General features: G+C 69.2%; 13 protein-coding genes and 3 pseudogenes. 10 read left to right on the top strand and 6 right to left on the bottom strand.

All coding sequences use genetic code 11. From position 1 onward, the window contains the following. The first annotated feature begins 170 nt into the window (after positions 1 to 170). The 3 genes and pseudogenes from IE277_RS47660 to IE277_RS29425 all read left to right on the top strand — a co-directional run bounded on the left by IE277_RS47660 (position 171) and on the right by IE277_RS29425 (position 2,075). Positions 171 to 320, top strand: a complete 150-nt coding sequence (locus IE277_RS47660; RefSeq protein WP_229882056.1) for a hypothetical protein — start codon at positions 171 to 173, stop codon at positions 318 to 320. A gap of 64 nt (positions 321 to 384) precedes the next feature. Continuing rightward, positions 385 to 972, top strand: a pseudogene (locus tag IE277_RS29430) (SOS response-associated peptidase); the annotation flags it as partial. 137 nt (positions 973 to 1,109) lie between these two features. Continuing rightward, on the top strand, positions 1,110 to 2,075 hold the full coding sequence (locus IE277_RS29425) for a hypothetical protein (protein WP_189956734.1): 966 nt from the start codon (positions 1,110 to 1,112) through the stop codon (positions 2,073 to 2,075). Positions 2,076 to 2,220: 145 nt separating this feature from the next. Here IE277_RS29425 and IE277_RS29420 read toward each other — a convergent pair whose 3' ends face one another. Beyond that, entirely contained in the window at positions 2,221 to 2,676 is a 456-nt protein-coding gene (locus tag IE277_RS29420; RefSeq protein WP_189956733.1) for a winged helix-turn-helix transcriptional regulator, read from the bottom strand. A 76-nt stretch (positions 2,677 to 2,752) separates the two neighbouring features. Between IE277_RS29420 and IE277_RS29415 the strand changes: the two genes are divergently transcribed. Then, positions 2,753 to 3,721 (top strand): zinc-binding dehydrogenase, encoded by a 969-nt coding sequence (locus IE277_RS29415; RefSeq protein ID WP_189956732.1) that lies wholly within the window; start codon positions 2,753 to 2,755, stop codon positions 3,719 to 3,721. A gap of 72 nt (positions 3,722 to 3,793) precedes the next feature. Beyond that, positions 3,794 to 4,173 (top strand): annotated as a pseudogene (locus tag IE277_RS29410) (helix-turn-helix domain-containing protein); the annotation flags it as partial. A gap of 297 nt (positions 4,174 to 4,470) precedes the next feature. On the opposite strand, the gene IE277_RS29405 reads toward IE277_RS29410, so the two are convergent. Further along, on the bottom strand, positions 4,471 to 4,929 hold the full coding sequence (locus IE277_RS29405; protein WP_189956731.1) for a PPOX class F420-dependent oxidoreductase: 459 nt from the start codon (positions 4,927 to 4,929) through the stop codon (positions 4,471 to 4,473). Between the two features lie 177 nt (positions 4,930 to 5,106). On the opposite strand from IE277_RS29405, the gene IE277_RS29400 reads away from it, so the two are divergent. Both IE277_RS29400 and IE277_RS29395 read left to right on the top strand, forming a co-directional pair. Further along, positions 5,107 to 6,381, top strand: a complete 1,275-nt coding sequence (locus tag IE277_RS29400) for a hypothetical protein (protein WP_189956730.1) — start codon at positions 5,107 to 5,109, stop codon at positions 6,379 to 6,381. A 711-nt stretch (positions 6,382 to 7,092) separates the two neighbouring features. Then, positions 7,093 to 7,797, top strand: coding sequence for a hypothetical protein (locus tag IE277_RS29395; protein WP_189956729.1), 705 nt, complete (start codon positions 7,093 to 7,095; stop codon positions 7,795 to 7,797). Positions 7,798 to 8,820: 1,023 nt separating this feature from the next. On the opposite strand, the gene IE277_RS29390 is transcribed toward IE277_RS29395, so the two are convergent. Then, a complete protein-coding gene (locus IE277_RS29390; RefSeq protein ID WP_189956728.1) occupies positions 8,821 to 9,516 on the bottom strand; it encodes a hypothetical protein in 696 nt (231 codons plus the stop codon). A 282-nt stretch (positions 9,517 to 9,798) separates the two neighbouring features. After that, positions 9,799 to 10,215, bottom strand: a pseudogene (locus tag IE277_RS29385) (transposase); the annotation flags it as partial. A 199-nt stretch (positions 10,216 to 10,414) separates the two neighbouring features. On the opposite strand from IE277_RS29385, the gene IE277_RS29380 reads away from it, so the two are divergent. Together IE277_RS29380 and IE277_RS29375 are read left to right on the top strand one after the other, a co-directional pair. Then, positions 10,415 to 11,416 (top strand): IS256 family transposase, encoded by a 1,002-nt coding sequence (locus IE277_RS29380; RefSeq protein ID WP_229882054.1) that lies wholly within the window; start codon positions 10,415 to 10,417, stop codon positions 11,414 to 11,416. Between the two features lie 425 nt (positions 11,417 to 11,841). After that, positions 11,842 to 12,351, top strand: a complete 510-nt coding sequence (locus tag IE277_RS29375) for a transposase family protein (protein ID WP_189956726.1) — start codon at positions 11,842 to 11,844, stop codon at positions 12,349 to 12,351. 108 nt (positions 12,352 to 12,459) lie between these two features. Here IE277_RS29375 and IE277_RS29370 read toward each other — a convergent pair whose 3' ends face one another. Then, the gene (locus IE277_RS29370) at positions 12,460 to 13,842 is read right to left on the bottom strand and encodes a serine hydrolase domain-containing protein (RefSeq protein WP_189956725.1); all 1,383 of its coding nucleotides are present in this window, start codon (positions 13,840 to 13,842) and stop codon (positions 12,460 to 12,462) included. A 138-nt stretch (positions 13,843 to 13,980) separates the two neighbouring features. Between IE277_RS29370 and IE277_RS29365 the strand changes: the two genes are divergently transcribed. Beyond that, on the top strand, positions 13,981 to 14,676 hold the full coding sequence (locus IE277_RS29365; protein WP_189956724.1) for a TetR/AcrR family transcriptional regulator C-terminal domain-containing protein: 696 nt from the start codon (positions 13,981 to 13,983) through the stop codon (positions 14,674 to 14,676). 360 nt (positions 14,677 to 15,036) lie between these two features. On the opposite strand, the gene IE277_RS29360 is transcribed toward IE277_RS29365, so the two are convergent. Then, a complete protein-coding gene (locus IE277_RS29360; RefSeq protein WP_229882040.1) occupies positions 15,037 to 15,603 on the bottom strand; it encodes an RBBP9/YdeN family alpha/beta hydrolase in 567 nt (188 codons plus the stop codon). Positions 15,604 to 15,695: the final 92 nt, after the last annotated feature.

The following is a 15,695-nucleotide window of genomic DNA, read 5'->3' as shown; positions in this document are numbered from 1 at the left end:
CGGCGGTCCAGTAAGAGCGTCGAAGCTCGACCGAATCCGGGCGCACCGACGCCTCCGACTCCACCACCTGCCGAGCCGGCCGGCAGGCCGCCCCCATTCCCGCCTGACGCTCACGCGGTGCGCGGGAGCGTCCCCCCACACGGTCGGAGGGACGCGAAACACTGGTGGTCATGGAAGACCCGGAGCAGCAGGACAATGACGAGGACGAAGAGCGGGACGACGACAGTGCCGCGACGACCAGCGGCGTGCGGCCGATCCTCCCCCCGCCCCTTCGGAGCTACGATCCGCTCGGCACCTCCTGCCCGACCTGCGTCTCTTGAGGCGCGCCATAGCCCAGAAGTCGAGCAAGCGTTCGAATATGGTATTTCGGGTGCGTCATGTGACCGGCGGGAGCTGCGGCCGCTGCGCTGGGGCCTGGTGCAGTCCCGGGCGAAGGACGTGAAGATCGGTGCACGGCTGATCAGCGCCAGGGTGGAGACCGTGTACGAGAAGCCGCCCTTCCGCCGCGCGTTCGTCAAACGCCGCTGCCTGCTTCCGGCCGACGGCCCCTACGGATGGCAGCCCGGCAAGGACCCGGCCACGGGCAAGGTCCGCAAGCGGCCGTACTTCATCCACCCCGAGGACGACCAGGTGATGGCCCTTGCAGGCCTGTACGAGTACTGGCGCGACCCGGCCGTCGCCCAGGACGACGACCTGGCTGCCTGGATGATGACCTGCACGATCATCACCATGGAGGCCATCGAGGCCATCGAGGCCAGCGACGCAGCGGGCCCCGTGCACCCCCGCATGCCCCTCGCGCTCACCGAGGACCACTACGAAGCATTTCTCGGCCCCGCGTACCAAGACCCCGACGAACTGCGAGCCCTCCCCGGCCGGCCCGCCGGCGGACATCTGGACGCTCGCCCGGTCTCCACAGTCGTCAACAACGTCCGCAACAACGGCCTGCAGCTCCTCGACGAGGTCGCCGCGTAGGGGAGGGGCGTTGGCGCCGGGTTACGTCCGGCCCGGATGAGACGGCACAGCCAAGCGGGCTTGGCGAAGTCCGGTGCGGTTCGGCAGCGCCCCGAAGAGGCGTACTGAACTTCCAGCGGAGCGCTTAGGCTCGCCTGATGCACATGGATGATCACCTGCCCGTCGACGAGCTCTCCCTCACCTGGGACGCGATACGCGAGGACTACCACAACATCCTCAACGACGAATACGACCAGGCGGCCCTCGACTGCGCGGCGCGGCTCGCCGCCGAACCGGACGGGGAGTCGGCGTATGTCTGGACGATCGGTCTGCTGCTCATGGCCCCCTACGTCGCGTGGGACGAGGGCGACGCCGCCGCGCCGGGGGTCATGGCCGCACTGAAGGCGGCGGACGACGCCCTGCGCGACCACGCGTGTGAGCACGAGGCGCACCCGTACCAGGAGCACGAGGAGGGGTACGACGAGTACCTCGCCGAGCAGTTGCGCGGGCTCGCCGACGAGAGTCTCGACTGGGAGGAGAACTTCCCGCGCGAGGCGTGGCGCTGCCCGCGCAACGTGGCCGGTCTGGCGCGGATCGCCATGGACCTCGTCGAGCCGGGCTCGGCCACGGACATCCCGCCCCGCCTGCCCGTGGGGGCCCAGGAGACCATCGGCACGCTGGCGGCACTGCTGCACGGCTACCCGGAGGCGGGTACGGATGTCTACGAGGAGATCTCCTACCAGGCGATGCAGCTGCGGCACGCGGACGAGGGGGCCCGCCCCGGGCAGCTGCTGGTCGTCGTGGCGCTGAGCTGGTACGTCGCCTTTGAAGAGAATGTGGAACTGGTCGAGGACCTCGTCACGGCGCTGGAGAAGACGCTGCCGCACTACGCGGAGGCGTCCTGCGCGCACGACGGCCATGCGCTCCCGTACAGCACCGGCCCGGACGTCGCGGACCTCGGCATCACGCTCACCACCCCCGGCGGCCGCGCCCTCTACGAACAGCGCCGCGAGCTGGGCGGCCCGGACATCCCGCTGGACGTCCTGCTGTGCCCGGTCGCCTTGACGGAGTATGCGGAGGACTCGCTGACGCGACTGCGTGCCCGGTGCGAAGAGCTCCGCTGATTGAGGGGTTGGATCTTCCCGGTACGGCGCGCGGCCGGGATCTTGGGGAGCGTGGTCGAGGTGACCAGACGCGCGTAATCGTCGGAACCGTCATGAGGAACTGTCCGGGCGATCATGCACCTCTCGTGATGTCGATGGTGGGCCCTTAGCTCCCCGCCACCTGCTGGTGACTCGCAGAAGCCTGAGCGGGTCCGGGTCCCGTTCTGCCGGTGTCGGGTCTCTGCTCCGCCGCGGTGTCGTAGGTGGCGCGGGCCTCGGCGATGGCGGACCGATGCCGCTCGGCCCAACTCACCAGACCGGTCAGCGAAGCGTGGAGCTCCTGGGCCATGGGCGTGAGGCTGTACTCGACCTTGGGCGGCACGGTCGGATACACGGTGCGAACGAGGAGTCCGTCCCGCTCCAGCCTGCGCAGGTTGAGGGTGAGCATGCGTCGGCTGATGCCATTGATGGCACGTTCCAGTTCGGTGAAACGGACCGGGCCGTGGGCGGCGGCGATCAGGATCCCGATGCTCCACTTGCCCGCCACACGGTCGAGCACCTCGGTGACCGGGCAGGCTTCGTCCCTCAGCGCTTCGGTAACACGGGTGTGACTGCGTGACATGAAAGTGCCTCCTTCCGATGAGCAGCAAGGTTATCGATGATGGCTGCTGTTACAAGTCGTAAGCCAAGGGGGCTATATGTCTGTTCGTGCTCTCGTCGTCGATCCGTCCGCATCCGCCGCCGTCCGCCTCGCCGAGGTGCCCGACCCCGTGCCCGGTCCGGGCCAGGTCCTGGTGGACGTCTCCCACGCCTCGTTGAACTATGGCGACCTCAACGATGCCCGCTCCGGGCGGATCCCTGTGGGGGTGGTGCTTGGTTCGGACGCCGCCGGAGTGGTCATTCAGGCCGCAGCGGACGGAACCGGCCCGGCAGTGGGCACCCGTGTGGTGGCCCTGACCGCGGGGGCGTTCGCCGAGCGCGCCGCGATCGACGTGGGTGTGCTTGCCGAGGTGCCGAAGGGATTGGACCTGGCTCAGGCGGTGGCACTGCCTGTCGCCGGAGTGGCGGCGCTGCGCTCGCTGCGGGCGGCCGGGCTCGGACCGGACAAGAGGGTGTTGGTCACCGGGGCCTCCGGCGGGGTCGGCCGGTTCGCCGTCCAACTGGCGGCGCGGGCCGGTGCCCACGTGATCGCGTCCGTGGGCTCGACCGCCCGTGGCGAGGGGCTGGCCGAGTCCGGCGCCGACGAGGTGCTGATCGGGCTGGAGGGACTCCAGCGACCGGTCGACGTGGTCATCGACAGCGTCGGCGGCCCCCAGCTGGTCGCGGCATGGAACCTGCTCGCTCCCGGTGGCAGCGTGCAGAGCGTCGGTTGGACATCCGGGGAGCCGGCGGTCTTTCCCCCGTATGCGACCGTCGGCCCGGCCAAGTCGCTGACCTCCTTCGTCATCGAAGGCGACGTCGGCGCGGACCTGGCCATTCTCACGGAGCTGGCTGCTGAGGGAGCCCTCACCGTCGAGATCGGCTGGCAAGGGTCGTGGGACCGCTTCGACGAGGCAGCCGAGGCGCTTCGCGGGCGTCGGATCCCCGGAAAAGCGATCCTGGAGGTGGCATCCGGCGAGCTGCACGCCCCGGTACCTTCTCCGCAGGACCAACGACTTGGTGCGTGATAGCGGGTGAAGCATCCTTGCTGGTCGGTGGCATGATCCCGCTGCGACGGTCACGATCGATCGGCGGTTCTCGTGCATCGGCTCTTCACGGGCATCTCCCGGCGTCATCTGGCCTGCCTGGTGGAGGGGTTGGCCCGACCGTGGCAGGCCGGTGTTGAGGGTCGCGGTCACGAGGCCCGGGGAGGGCTGCGGAGGCGGGCTGCGGGAGCCGTGCCCGGCATCAGTCGGTCTTCGGCGACCGGCTGGTGGCCACTCTCATCCACCTGCGGCACGACCTCCCGCACTCTGCCCTGGGACTGCTGTTCGGCGTCGACCGTTCCACCATCACCCGGGCCATCGGTGAGATCCGCATCCTGCCGGCCGAGCGGGGCTGCGCGGTCCCCGACCGTCCCGGTCTGCACCTGCGGACCATGGCCGACGTGGTCGCCTACGCTCAGGCCGAGGGCATCGACTACTGGAGGACATGCCCCAGCCGATCATGGTCATCGACGGCATCGAGCCGCTGAACCTGCCCGCCACCCGGCAGTCGATCGGACCGCTGCACGCCTTCCTGCGGGAGTGCATCCTCGATGGGCGGCTGGCGCCGGGTACCGCACTGTCGCAGGTGGCGCTCGGCCGCCGGGATCAACCGACTGAATCGCCACCGCGCAGTCGCCACGAGGTACGACAGACTCGCCGTCCGCTATCACGCGACCGTGCTGGTCGCCGCCATCCACGAGTGGCTATGGCCAGCACGGACCCGATACGTCCTAGCCGTTGATGTCGAGCGCTGTTCCGTACAGCCGGTTCACCTTCAACCGGATGACCACTCGGCGCTCGGCAACCAGCTGCTCCAAAAACGCATCTTCATGCTCCGGTTTCGCGGCCTGCGGGATCATCCCGAGCAGTTCCCGACCAACCGCATCGCCAGGAACCGTCGTGATCTCGGAGACCTCGGCCTCGCCTTCGGCAACGGCGAACGACCACACGTCACCGCCCTGCACATGCAGCGCCGCATGCGGGTCGCGCCGCAGGTGCCCGGCCTTGACGCGGTCGGCCGTCGTCGAGAACCGCACAATGCGGGCCTTGGAGTCCCAGCTGTACAGCATGGTGGTCATATGGGGGTGGCCACTGCGCTTGACGGTGGCGAGCGTGCCGAACCGCTGCTTGCTAAGCAGGTTTGAGAGGGCTTCGTCGGACAGTGGGCGAGGCGCTGGTCCTTGAGTCATGACGTGATCAACACCCATAGCCGCCCAACAATTTCGTGGACGCTGTGACCCCAATCCCCACTTTCACAACACGCCCTAGGTCGGCCCCCGTGGCCAACTCTGTGCTCTGCTCCTGGCGAGAAGTCCGGTGCGGCCCCCGCAGGGCGCGGCCAGCGGCCGGGGCTACTGTGCTGCCTCATGAAGATCGAATCCTTGCTTGAAGACCTGGAGAGCGACGACGCCGCGTGCGTGGAGGCGGCGGCCGCACGGCTGGCTGGGCAGGCCGACACCGTGGTCTCGACGCTGTTGCACAGTCTGGCCGGTGTGCAACGGACTGCTGATCTCCAGCCGGCCATGCGGGCGTTGCGGTACATCGGGCCGCCGGCCTTCGACGCGGTGCTGTCGGCCTGGCGGCGGAAGGAAGTGACGGACTGGCAGGCGGGGCGGTTCCTCGGTGTGTTCGACGAGCGCTCCGCCGATCAGTACGCGGCCCTGGCGGCCGATCCGGACTACCGCAAGTCGGGCAACGGCTTCCAGGGGCTCCTCAGGCTGCGGACGGACTCCGAAGCCGGGCTGCGGGCCCTGGTGGAAAGCTATGCCCGCGGCCGCCTCATCCCTTACAAGGCTTCCGACTACGCCCGACTGCTGCACGATTCCTTCCGGCCGCGGCTGCGCTCGCTGCGCCGAGACCCGGCCGTGTCCCCGAGGACCCGGCGGGGCGCGATGGCGGCGCTGGTGGCGGGCGGCGGCGCCGACGCGCTCGACGACCTCGACCGTGCGGCGATCGAGCGGCTGATCAGGGTGAAGATCCCGCACGAGACCCCGAGGCTGCCGGGGTCGACCCTCAGCGGCTGGTGGATGGCCGTGCCCGGGGCGTCGTACGAGGGTGTCTTCGAGGCCCTGGACCTGTACGACCGGCGTCCCATCACGGTCGCTGCCGGCGTCCATGCGGCGGAGAGCCAGGAGATCCGGGTACCTGGGCAGGACGGCACTGGCCGCACAGTGGGGCGGGCCTTCGTCACCCCCGAGCTGGACGGCTGGCGCCTGGTCTTCGGTCCCTTCGACCTGCTGGTCGGTGACCCCTGGGACGGCATGATCGAGACGGTCGAGCGGGTCAGCGTCCACTGCGGCCAAGCCCAGTTCTTCTTCCTGGACGACGCCGGCGGCTCCGACGTGTGGCTGGTCGCCGAGAACGGCCGGGTGATCCGTCAGTACGCCGCTGAAAGCGACCCCGAATGGGAGGGCGACCCGCTACCGTGGGAGACTCTCGCGGTCGACGACCCGGACTTCGACCCTGAGTACGACGAAGTTCCGTCCAACGCGGGCACCACGGGTGCCCGGTCCGCCTGCGGGTACCTCTCGGTCGACCCCGGTGAGGTCGGCCCGGATACCAGCGTACGCGGCCATGGCTGGCTGGCTCTCACTGCACCGGGCGTCGGCCACGGCGCGTTCCCCGGGACACTCCGCATCTGAGGCCCGGTGCTGGGGGCCCCGGCCCTCGGCACCAGCCCGGCCGTCGGTCCCCTCGGCATCCGGCGAAGCCCGCCCGCGGGACGCCCCGAACCTGATGCGCGGCCTTCGCGCAGCCGCGTCCCACCGGCCCATGCGCCAGCTGACCGGCGATCGGCGCGGGCCATCGCGCCCTGTCCCACTACCCTGCGGGCCACTCATCGCGCTCACCGGGGCCACTACACGGCGCGCGGGCCCACTGGTACTGCAAAGGGTGCTTGTGCTGATTGCCGGCCGGTTACAGGGGCTGTGCCCGCGTTGTGCGTAGTGGCTGATTGCGGGCTCGGTGTTGGCGTCTGCGGCGCCAGTGTGACCAGATGAGGATGTGGTCGAGCGGTGCGGGCCGGCGGTTGGTGAGTCGGGCGTGATCAGGCATCTGATCTCAGCGAGGCTGGGGTGGATGAGCCGGGAGGAGCCGTTTCTGCTGCGTCGGCGTCGAGTTCGCGATGCGGTTCAGCACCCGGGGGAGGCGGTCCGGTGCGGCATGACCTGCTGCTCGGCCAGTCTCCAGCCGTTCTTGCGCTCCAGCGGAGCAATCAGCCCGCGCATGGCAACGTTCGCCCCGTCGCGACGTCCGGGCCGCCCTCTCGCCGCACCGGCCGAGACCCCACATGTACGCCCGGTCCAGCACGGCCCCGTACTTCGGTGGCGGCCTCGACGGATAGGCTGGTGACCATGGGCATGATCCGCAGGCTGCTGGGCGTGACGACCGACGACATCGAACGGCTGCGTGGGCAGCGTCTCGCCGAGCACGCGGCCGGTGTCTCGGCGTTCCTCGCACCCGGCGAAACCCTCCTCGGCACCGCCCAGGCCCACCTGATCGGCGCCCCCACACCCCCGGACCGGCTCATCCCCCGCCTGCCGCCACCGGTATCCGCGCCGGCCGAGCAGGCCGGGGAATCGGGCTTCGCCCGCGCGGCGGGCTGGGCGTACGTGGCCGCGCACCCGTTCCAGACCGCCGGAGAGATCCTCACGGACGCGGTCGCCGATGCCCTGTGGTACATACCTGACAAAATCACCGACCACCTGTCCGTTGACCGGCGCGCCGACTGGTCGACCACGGCCGCAAGGCTGGTCCTGCTGACCCTCGCGGTGCAGCAACTGGACGACTACAGCAGTGACTTCGTCGTAGGGGCGACGGACCGCAGGGTCCTGCTCCTCGGCCGTGCGTACAAGAGTCGTGAGCCGCTGTATCCGCTGCTTCAGTACGCCCCCGGTGAGATCGCGTCCGTGCGGATCGTCCCCACCGCGAAAAGCGCGAAGGGCATGGCGGAGCCGCACGTCGACCTGGTGTTCCACGACGGGTCGTCGGTCACCGCGGCCCCGGACGCCATCGCGGGCACGCGGTTCGCCGAGTTGCTGACGCGTCCGACAGACTGAGCGGGGGCGGGACACACCGGTGGCTGAGCAACGTGGGCAGAGGGGCAGCCCGGCTAGACCGAAGGCGACGACTGGCGCAGCTTTCGCATCGACCGCCTCACCGACCCCACCACCGGCCAACGCGTAGCGGCTCGTGAACTCCTTGCCCCGGAGCTGCGGCCAGAGCGGGGCGGGGCCTGGGCCGAGACCACCATCGCCACTTCCTCGACGGGCTGGATGCCGAGCGAGCCTGGGTGGCCGTCCTACGCGGGCAGGGCCGGCGGAACCACCCGGCGCTCCTACCAGTGCATCTGCCGCTACCCGGCCGCGCGCCTTCCCGTCCTGGCCGGGTGGGCGGACCTTGGGGTGAGCAGCCTGCGCGAGGTCACTGCCGCCGACGTGGCGGCAGCGGCCGGCAGACGGGCTGTCGACTCGCGCCGCCGGTTCGCCTTTGCCTTGCACAGCCTGTTTCGTGCCCTGAAGCAGGAGCGATCGTCTTTCACGACCCCGCGCCCTGGGTTTGACCGGCTACCGGGGCTTGCCGCGCCGGTGTCCCCGACAAGCTCCCGGCTCTGTTCGCCGACGTGCCCTCGACGTTCGGATGGCTGGTCGTGGCCTTGGTCGCAGTCCATGCCCTGAGCGCAGAGGCCATCCGGCCCCTGCTGCTGACCGACGTTGACCTTCCCGCGGCCGACTCACCGTCCGGCGTAGGCCCTTCTGGCGCGCCGTCCTGCTGGCCGGTAGCAGCGGTCCGACGCCGGCCCACTCCGCGGCGGTCATGTCGGTCGGTACCGACCCTCGCGCACCGGGTCGCCGGCAGCGTTTCCGAACCGGTGAGCCAGGCAGTCACACTCCCGCGTGACTGAACTGGACTGCCCGGCCCCCGACACAGAACACCCCGAGACCAGGGCCTCCTGGCGCTGCTCGGTGATTCGACACCAATGAGCTGTTCAGGAGGCCTCGCTCGTACGCACCGCGCACCCCGCGGCCATCCCAGCGCGACTCTCGTTCGATCGACGAACCTGAAGATCGGGACGGCGACAGCTACTCAACGGCTGCACGCCGACGACGGACTGTGCGGATGACCGCGCCGACTGCGACGGCCGAGACCGAGAAGACCATCAAGGCGATCTCCGACGCGACCGCGAACACGACATCGGTCCGGGCGGCACGCACCTGAGTGTCGAAATCCGGATCGACCAGCCCTCCAGGGTCCCGTACCACCTGGACGCGGTCGCCGACCCGGTCGTCTTCACCGCATGAGATGGCATCAGTGGCCGGCGTGGCAGCACCGTCGTAGCGGACCGTGCAGTCATATGTGGTCGACTTCCCGTGGTGGACCTCGATCCGTGTGATGACGGCCGACCGCGATACGCCCCGTGCCTGCAGGACCAGGGCCTGGGACGCCTGCATGGCGCACAGCGGCGTGGTGATCATCGGCGCGAACACCAGCGCCAGGGCCACCCTGCGCAGCACGACCGACGGAGACAGCGACATCACCGCGACCAGCAGCCAGACGATGCCGACCAGGCACAACACGATCGAGGGCACCAGCATCCAGTGCAGAGGTCCCAATGCCCCACCGACGAGCAGCAGAAGCGCGGCAACCGGAACCGACAACGCGGTCAGCACCGGGCGCCGCGGGTATTCCAGATCGCCCGACCGCTTCCTCCCGGCCCGCCTCGTACTCGTCGTCAACACATCCCCCGTCCAGCCACCGATGACGCCTGTCACGATCATTGTCCGAGGGAGCCGGAACCTGCCGCGCGGCGGGGTGCTCACCGGTCGCCGACCGCCTCCTGGGACCGCGTGTGTACCAGGAGGCCCCGACCTGCGCTACGGGCCAGCCCAGCGGACGCCCCACACCGTTCGGGGTTCGAGGACGCGGTGCAGGACCTGATGTTCCGTGACGGCGGCCGCGACGCGGATCCGGATCGCTCAGGGCGGTCCCACCACCCCGCGAACCGACCGCTCCCTCATGAGCCGCCAGAGGCAGACGTCAGTGATTCGGGCTTTCCGTCAGCGGTCCGGATTGTCCGTCCACTCCCGGGGCAGGTGCACATGCCAGTCCAGCGGACACGACGCCGCGTCGGTGGCGGCACGGACGTTGACCGCGACCTGGTAGTCAGCCCGTTCCCCGACCGCTCCGCAGCACTGACGGGCGACCCCGACCGACGCGGTGCCGCACTTGGGAAACGACACATCATCGACGACCCACACCTCAGAGCTGATCGCCTGGCACAGCCGCTGGGCGATCCGCCGCCGCACCGGCAGCTGATCCCACGGCGACTGGTTCACGCATCACTGCGGGGCTTGCGGCAGAGCCCGCAGATGACACTCACCCCACCGCCCTCGATCCCGCCGCGGCACCGAAGCGAACACGTCCGCGGCGAGATCCGACAACTCACCGCGGAGCCGCTCCACTTCCCCCAGCCTCACACCATGAAGACGCCCACCACCAGGCTGGTTCACTCGACGTAACGAAGCACTGCGGGAGTGTAAATGTAACGGCGGATCCTGACGATCACAGGAGAGACATCAAGTGACTGATACCGTCGTGGAGTTGGAGACAGTTGAGCCTGACGAGAGTGCCCTGTTGGGACGGCCTGCGCCTGTGTCCGATGAGCAGCTGGTCGCGATGCTGGTGGAGCGGGCCCGGTCGGAGGGGCTGCAGCTGACCGGGCAGGACGGGCTGCTGCAGCAGCTGACGAAGCGCGTTCTGGAGTCGGCCCTGGAAGGTGAGATCACCGATCACCTCGGCCATGACAAGCACGATGCGGTCGGCCGTGGCAGCGGCAACTCCCGCAACGGGGGCCGGGCCAAGACCGTGCTGACCGACGTCGGGCCGGTCGAGGTCAAAGTCCCGCGTGACACCTCGGGCACGTTCGAGTCACAGATCGTCAAGAAGCGGCAGCGGCGGCTGACCGGAGTTGACGAGATGGTGCTGTCGCTGTCCGCGAAGGGCCTCACGCACGGCGAGATATCCGCCCACCTGGCCGAGGTCTACGGGGCCGAGGTGTCCAAGCAGACCATCTCCACCATCTCCGACCAGGTCATGGACGGCATGGCCGCCTGGCAGAGTCGGCCGCTGGACCGCGTCTACCCGGTCCTGTTCGTGGACGCCATCAACGTGAAGATCCGCGACCAGCCGGTCGCCAACCGGCCGATCTACCTGGTCATGGCAGTGACGGTGGAGGGCGAGCGGGACATCCTCGGCATCTGGGCCGGCGACGGCGGCGAAGGCGCCAAGTACTGGCTGCAGGTGTTCACCGAGCTCAAGAACCGCGGCCTGGACGACGTGCTGATGCTGGTGTGCGACGGACTGAAGGGCCTGCCCGACGTGAAGCTGTGGTCAGACGCCTGGGCGGAGTTCGTCCCCTTCCTTGCCTATGACGTGGGGATCTGCAAAGTCATCTGCTCGACGAACGCAATCGAGTCGGTGAACGCCCGCATCCGCAAGACCGTGCGGGCCCGCGGGCACTTCCCGACCGAATCGGCCGGCCCCAAATGCGTCTACCTCGCACTGATGAGCCTGGACCCAACCGGCAAGGGCCGACGCAGGTGGACCATGCGCTGGAAGGCACCGCTGAACGCCTTCCAGATCGCCTTCGACGGCCGCCTGAGCCCAAGCAGCCGCTGACCACTCAACAACCAAGACCAGCAGTTAAGTTGACACACCCCACGGTTCGCTGTGCTCGCCGTGCGTCCGGTCGGCAGCAGTCCCTGCCCGCCGCCCAGAAGGCGGGCGGCGGGCACTACCGGCGGGACGGGGTCCTGTCGTACGAGGGAGTCATCCGGACTACTGCGTATATATGCGTGCGCCTGGGAGGGCGGGAGAAATCCGGGCGTGACCGGCGCATGAGCGGGCGGACCAGCGCCGGTTGCGCAGGAAGGGGCACTCGTCACCGGGCGCCCGCGCCTGGCTACGAGCCGGCGGATCGTCACCATGCCCTGCAGCCCCATCAGCGCACTGCGCCCTGCAGCCCCATCAGCGCACTGCGGCGCGTAGTGCCTCGTCGATCGCGGCCAGAGGGGTGCCAGGGCCATCTGCGTCAGCGAGAAGGCGTGACGCACGTCATTCTCGACGGCACACTGATCGAATCCGACCGTCTTGCCGGCGTCCGTGAGAACGGCAACGACCTGTGGTTCAGCCAGAAACACAAGGCGTTCGGCGGCAACGTCCAGTTCCTGTCCGCCCCGGACGGCACCCCGCTGTGGGTCTTCGACGTGGAGCCCGGTTCCACCCCCGACATCATCGCCGCGCGTATCCATGCCCTGCCCGCGCTGTACAAGGCGGCGGCCGAAGGTCTGCCGCCCCTGGCGGACAAGGGCTACATAGGTGCGGGCATCGGCATCCGCATCCCCGTCCGCCGTCCAAGAGGCAAGTCCGAAAAGGCACTTCACGGCGACACCCGCATGTTCAACACGTTGCTGCGGCATGTGCGAGCCCTTGGAGAGTGTGCCGCCGCCGAGCTCAAGCAGCGATGGCGCACCCTGCAGTACGTCACACTCAGTCCCAGTCGGATCGGCGACATCGCCCGCGCCGCCCTGGTCCGCAACGGAGTATGGAAGTGATCACCGCTGGAAAACCTCACTGTGGACCGACCAGCAATCCGTAGGTTGAGGTGAAGGCCCTGCCTGACCAGTCGCGTCAGACAGGGCCCTGCGGGTGCGGCGCACTGGTCAGGCCGGGTGGACACGCTGGAACAGCCGCCCGGCGAGGTCGATTCCCACGACCGTGCCGGTCTCGTCGCGGGTGAAAAAGCCGCGCTGCCCCGTCAGGCCGCCGTCGGTGACGATGTAGTCGTCGGCCCCGCCGGGCAACAGCCCGAAGTCGGCCGGTGGCAGGTCCGGCGGCAGCTCGGTGCCCGCGGACGCCCGGAGCTCCGGCTTGATCTGCACGGCGAGCTTCGGCCCGGCCTCGTCCATGCTGATGGTGAGCATCATGGCGTCGATCTCGTAGTCACCGGCGAACTCGCGGATCCGAGCGGGGTCGTAGGGGAGCGGCTGGGGATCCCGGTCGGCAACCCCCAGGTAGTGCTGGAGCGCCCAGCGGACGATGGCCTGGTTGCAGGCCGGCCCGCTGTCCGGGCCCGCGTTGGAGGCCACGGCGACGGCGAAGCCCCGCTCGGGCACCGTGAGCAGCTCCGCGAACTGACCGTTCGCCGAACCACCGTGCCCGACGACGCGAACGCCGTCCACGTCGCGCAGGAACCAGCCGATGCCGACGGCGTCGCCCATCGAGCTGGAGCGCAGCTCGACCGTCGGCTCGGCCATGCGGTGCAGTGTCTCGGCGGACATCACCCGGGCGCCACTCTCCGAGCAGCCGTCGCCGAGGTGGAACCGGGCCCACCGGAGCTGGTCCGCGACCGAGGAGACGATGCCCCCGCCGGGGTTGTTGCCGCGGGAGTCCTTCCACCGCCGCGCTACGGCCAGGGCGCCGTCCTCGCCGACGTTGTGCCCGACGGCGAACCGCCGGGTCATCACCTCGTCGCCGGCGAAGAAGCTGTGGGTCATCCCGAGCGGTTCGAAGAGCAGTGAGGCGACGGCGCATTCATAGGTCAGGCCAGTGACCTTTTCCACGATCCGCCCGGCGAGGTTGTAGCCCAGCTGGCTATAGGAGGCGCGGGCGCCGACCGGCGCGATCAGCGGAATCCCGGCGAGCTGCGCCACCTGCGCGGCCAGCGCGTCGTCGCCGTCGCCGGTGTCGGATGCCGTCCGGACGTTGAGCCCCGCGGTGTGGTTGAGCAGGTTCCTCACAGTGATCCGGGCCGCGGCCTCCTCATCTGGGAGTGCGAACTCCGGAACGTACCGGCGCACCGGCGCGTCCAGCTCGATCTGGCCGGCCTCGACCAGGCGCATCAGCGCGGTCGCCGTGTAAGTCTTGGTGACCGAGCCCAGCCGGAACAGCGTGTCCTGCGTGACCGGCAGCGGGTTCTCCAGGTTCGTCACGCCGTGGCACGCGAAGACCTCCCGGCCGTCCACCCACACCCCGACGGCAACGCCGGGGATGCCGAACTCCGTTGCCTTCGCCTCGACAAAGGCGGCCAGCGACTCCTGTGACATTTCTTGTCCCCCTCTTCCGCTCCCGCGGCTGCATGACTTGCACTGCGTTCAAGTCGAAGGTAGAGCAAGACTTGAACAGTGTGCAAGTGGATTTTTGAACTTTGTGCAAGTCGCGGCCCGATGCCCTACCGTGGCCGCATGCCCCGCCACACGCTGACCCGCGAACAGATCGTCCAGGCCGCCGTCGAGCTGCTGGACGCCGAAGGCCTGGAAGGCCTCAACATGCGGGCTCTGGGCAAGCGGCTGGGCTCCGCGGCCACCGCGGTCTACTGGCACGTCGACAGCAAAGACAATCTCATCGCCCTCGCCGCCGACCAGGCATGGAGCGAGATCGCACTGCCCGACTTGACCGCCACCGGCTGGCGGACCGCAGCCGCCGCGACGGCCAATGGCCTGCATGCGATGCTCACCCGCCACCCCTGGCTGGTGCAGGCCTTCGGCTCCTTCCTGATGTTCGGCCCCGCCAAAGCCCGCTACGACGACCACACCCTCGCCGTCTACGAGGCCGCCGGATTCACCGGGGCGCTCGCCGACCAAGCGGCCGCCACCGTCTTCACCTTCGTGCTCGGCAACGCCCTCGGCCCGGCCGCGGCGGCCTCGCTCTCGAGGAAGCTCAGCGGCGACGGCAACGCCGAGCAGCTGATGCGCGACAGCATGGCCGAAGCCCGCGAGATCGCAGCGCAATTCCCCCGGCTACGCGCCCGCCTCGAAACCCCCACCGCCGGCTACGCCACGGCTCCGGACGACACCTTCGCCCTCGGCCTCCAGGCCCTCCTCGACGGCCTTGACGCCCGACTCGCCGGCCGACGCGCGAGCACCGCGCCCGGCGAGTAGGCGTAGTCATGACTCGCGCAGTCGATCCGCAACCGACGCCTGTGCTTCATCGGTTCGCGGAGACATTTGGATGCTTCGTCTGCGCAGGTAGGCGCGGGTCGGTGGTCGTTGTAGCCCTTGTCGGACGATGGGCCGAGGTCACCGTGGCGTCGGTAGTGGTTGACCTACCCGGGCGCGTGCGCTCGAGAGATGTCCATCCGGGTGCCACGTGTGCGATGGGTCGCGTCCGGCACCGTTCGACGAGCTGGCGGCCTTCGACGGACAGCGGCGCATTCTTGTGCGTCAACGGGCGGACGTCCTTGGCTCGAAGGGGAACCGCTGGGCGGTACCTGGTGGCTATGAGTCCCCCGCGGTGGTTGATCACCGCGGGGTCAGCGAGTCCAGGAGTCGATGGCCGTGCTGCCACGAGCCGAGGCCGCTGGCGGAGTTGATATGTCCGCACGCGCCCGCGAGGTGCCATCGCGCTTCCCACCGCGCCGCGAAGCCGGCGGCTGCCTCGGGGGTGCAGTACGGGTCGTTGGCGCTGCCCACCACCAGAGCCGGGCACGGCAGTGGTTGTGCAGACACCTCGATGAACGTCGCGGCCGCCTGGCGTGGGAACGCCGGCCCGTGCGGGTCCGGCGGCGCGACCAGGAACGCGCCGCCTGTCGGACTCAATGGGTTCTTGATCAGCCAGGTGGACGCCGCCCAACAGCCCAGGCTGTGGGCCACCAGCACAACGCGGCTGTCCTGCCGGGAAGCATCGTCGTACGCCTCCTGGACAGCGTCGACCCAGTCATCCAGGTCGGGGGTGGACCACGAGGAAGGGTTGATCCTCACCGCTGAGGTGCCCCACTGCCGCTCCCACGAGGTCTGCCAGTGCTGTCCGTCCGAGCCGTCGATGCCCGGGACGATGACGTACGCGGCCACTGTCCACCACCATTTCACTCGTCGCTCCCTACGATCACGGGAGTACCTGGCGCAGATTCTGTTGGATGCATCAGGGCAGTGGCAGTGGCACAAGTGATCTCAAAGAAGAT

The sequence above is a fragment of the Streptomyces alanosinicus genome, assembly GCF_014650595.1.
In the GTDB taxonomy this organism is placed as follows: domain Bacteria; phylum Actinomycetota; class Actinomycetes; order Streptomycetales; family Streptomycetaceae; genus Streptomyces; species Streptomyces alanosinicus.
Note: the sequence above shows the minus strand (reverse complement) of the source record. Positions and strands in the feature narration are given on the sequence as shown.

Coding starts and splice junctions, on each gene's coding strand:
- IE277_RS47660 (WP_229882056.1), top strand. CDS start 171: ATGGAAGACCCGGAGCAGCAGGACAATGACGAGGACGAAGAGCGGGAC.
- IE277_RS29425 (WP_189956734.1), top strand. CDS start 1,110: ATGCACATGGATGATCACCTGCCCGTCGACGAGCTCTCCCTCACCTGG.
- IE277_RS29420 (WP_189956733.1), bottom strand. CDS start 2,676: ATGTCACGCAGTCACACCCGTGTTACCGAAGCGCTGAGGGACGAAGCC.
- IE277_RS29415 (WP_189956732.1), top strand. CDS start 2,753: ATGTCTGTTCGTGCTCTCGTCGTCGATCCGTCCGCATCCGCCGCCGTC.
- IE277_RS29405 (WP_189956731.1), bottom strand. CDS start 4,929: ATGACTCAAGGACCAGCGCCTCGCCCACTGTCCGACGAAGCCCTCTCA.
- IE277_RS29400 (WP_189956730.1), top strand. CDS start 5,107: ATGAAGATCGAATCCTTGCTTGAAGACCTGGAGAGCGACGACGCCGCG.
- IE277_RS29395 (WP_189956729.1), top strand. CDS start 7,093: ATGGGCATGATCCGCAGGCTGCTGGGCGTGACGACCGACGACATCGAA.
- IE277_RS29390 (WP_189956728.1), bottom strand. CDS start 9,516: ATGATCGTGACAGGCGTCATCGGTGGCTGGACGGGGGATGTGTTGACG.
- IE277_RS29380 (WP_229882054.1), top strand. CDS start 10,415: ATGCTGGTGGAGCGGGCCCGGTCGGAGGGGCTGCAGCTGACCGGGCAG.
- IE277_RS29370 (WP_189956725.1), bottom strand. CDS start 13,842: ATGTCACAGGAGTCGCTGGCCGCCTTTGTCGAGGCGAAGGCAACGGAG.
- IE277_RS29365 (WP_189956724.1), top strand. CDS start 13,981: ATGCCCCGCCACACGCTGACCCGCGAACAGATCGTCCAGGCCGCCGTC.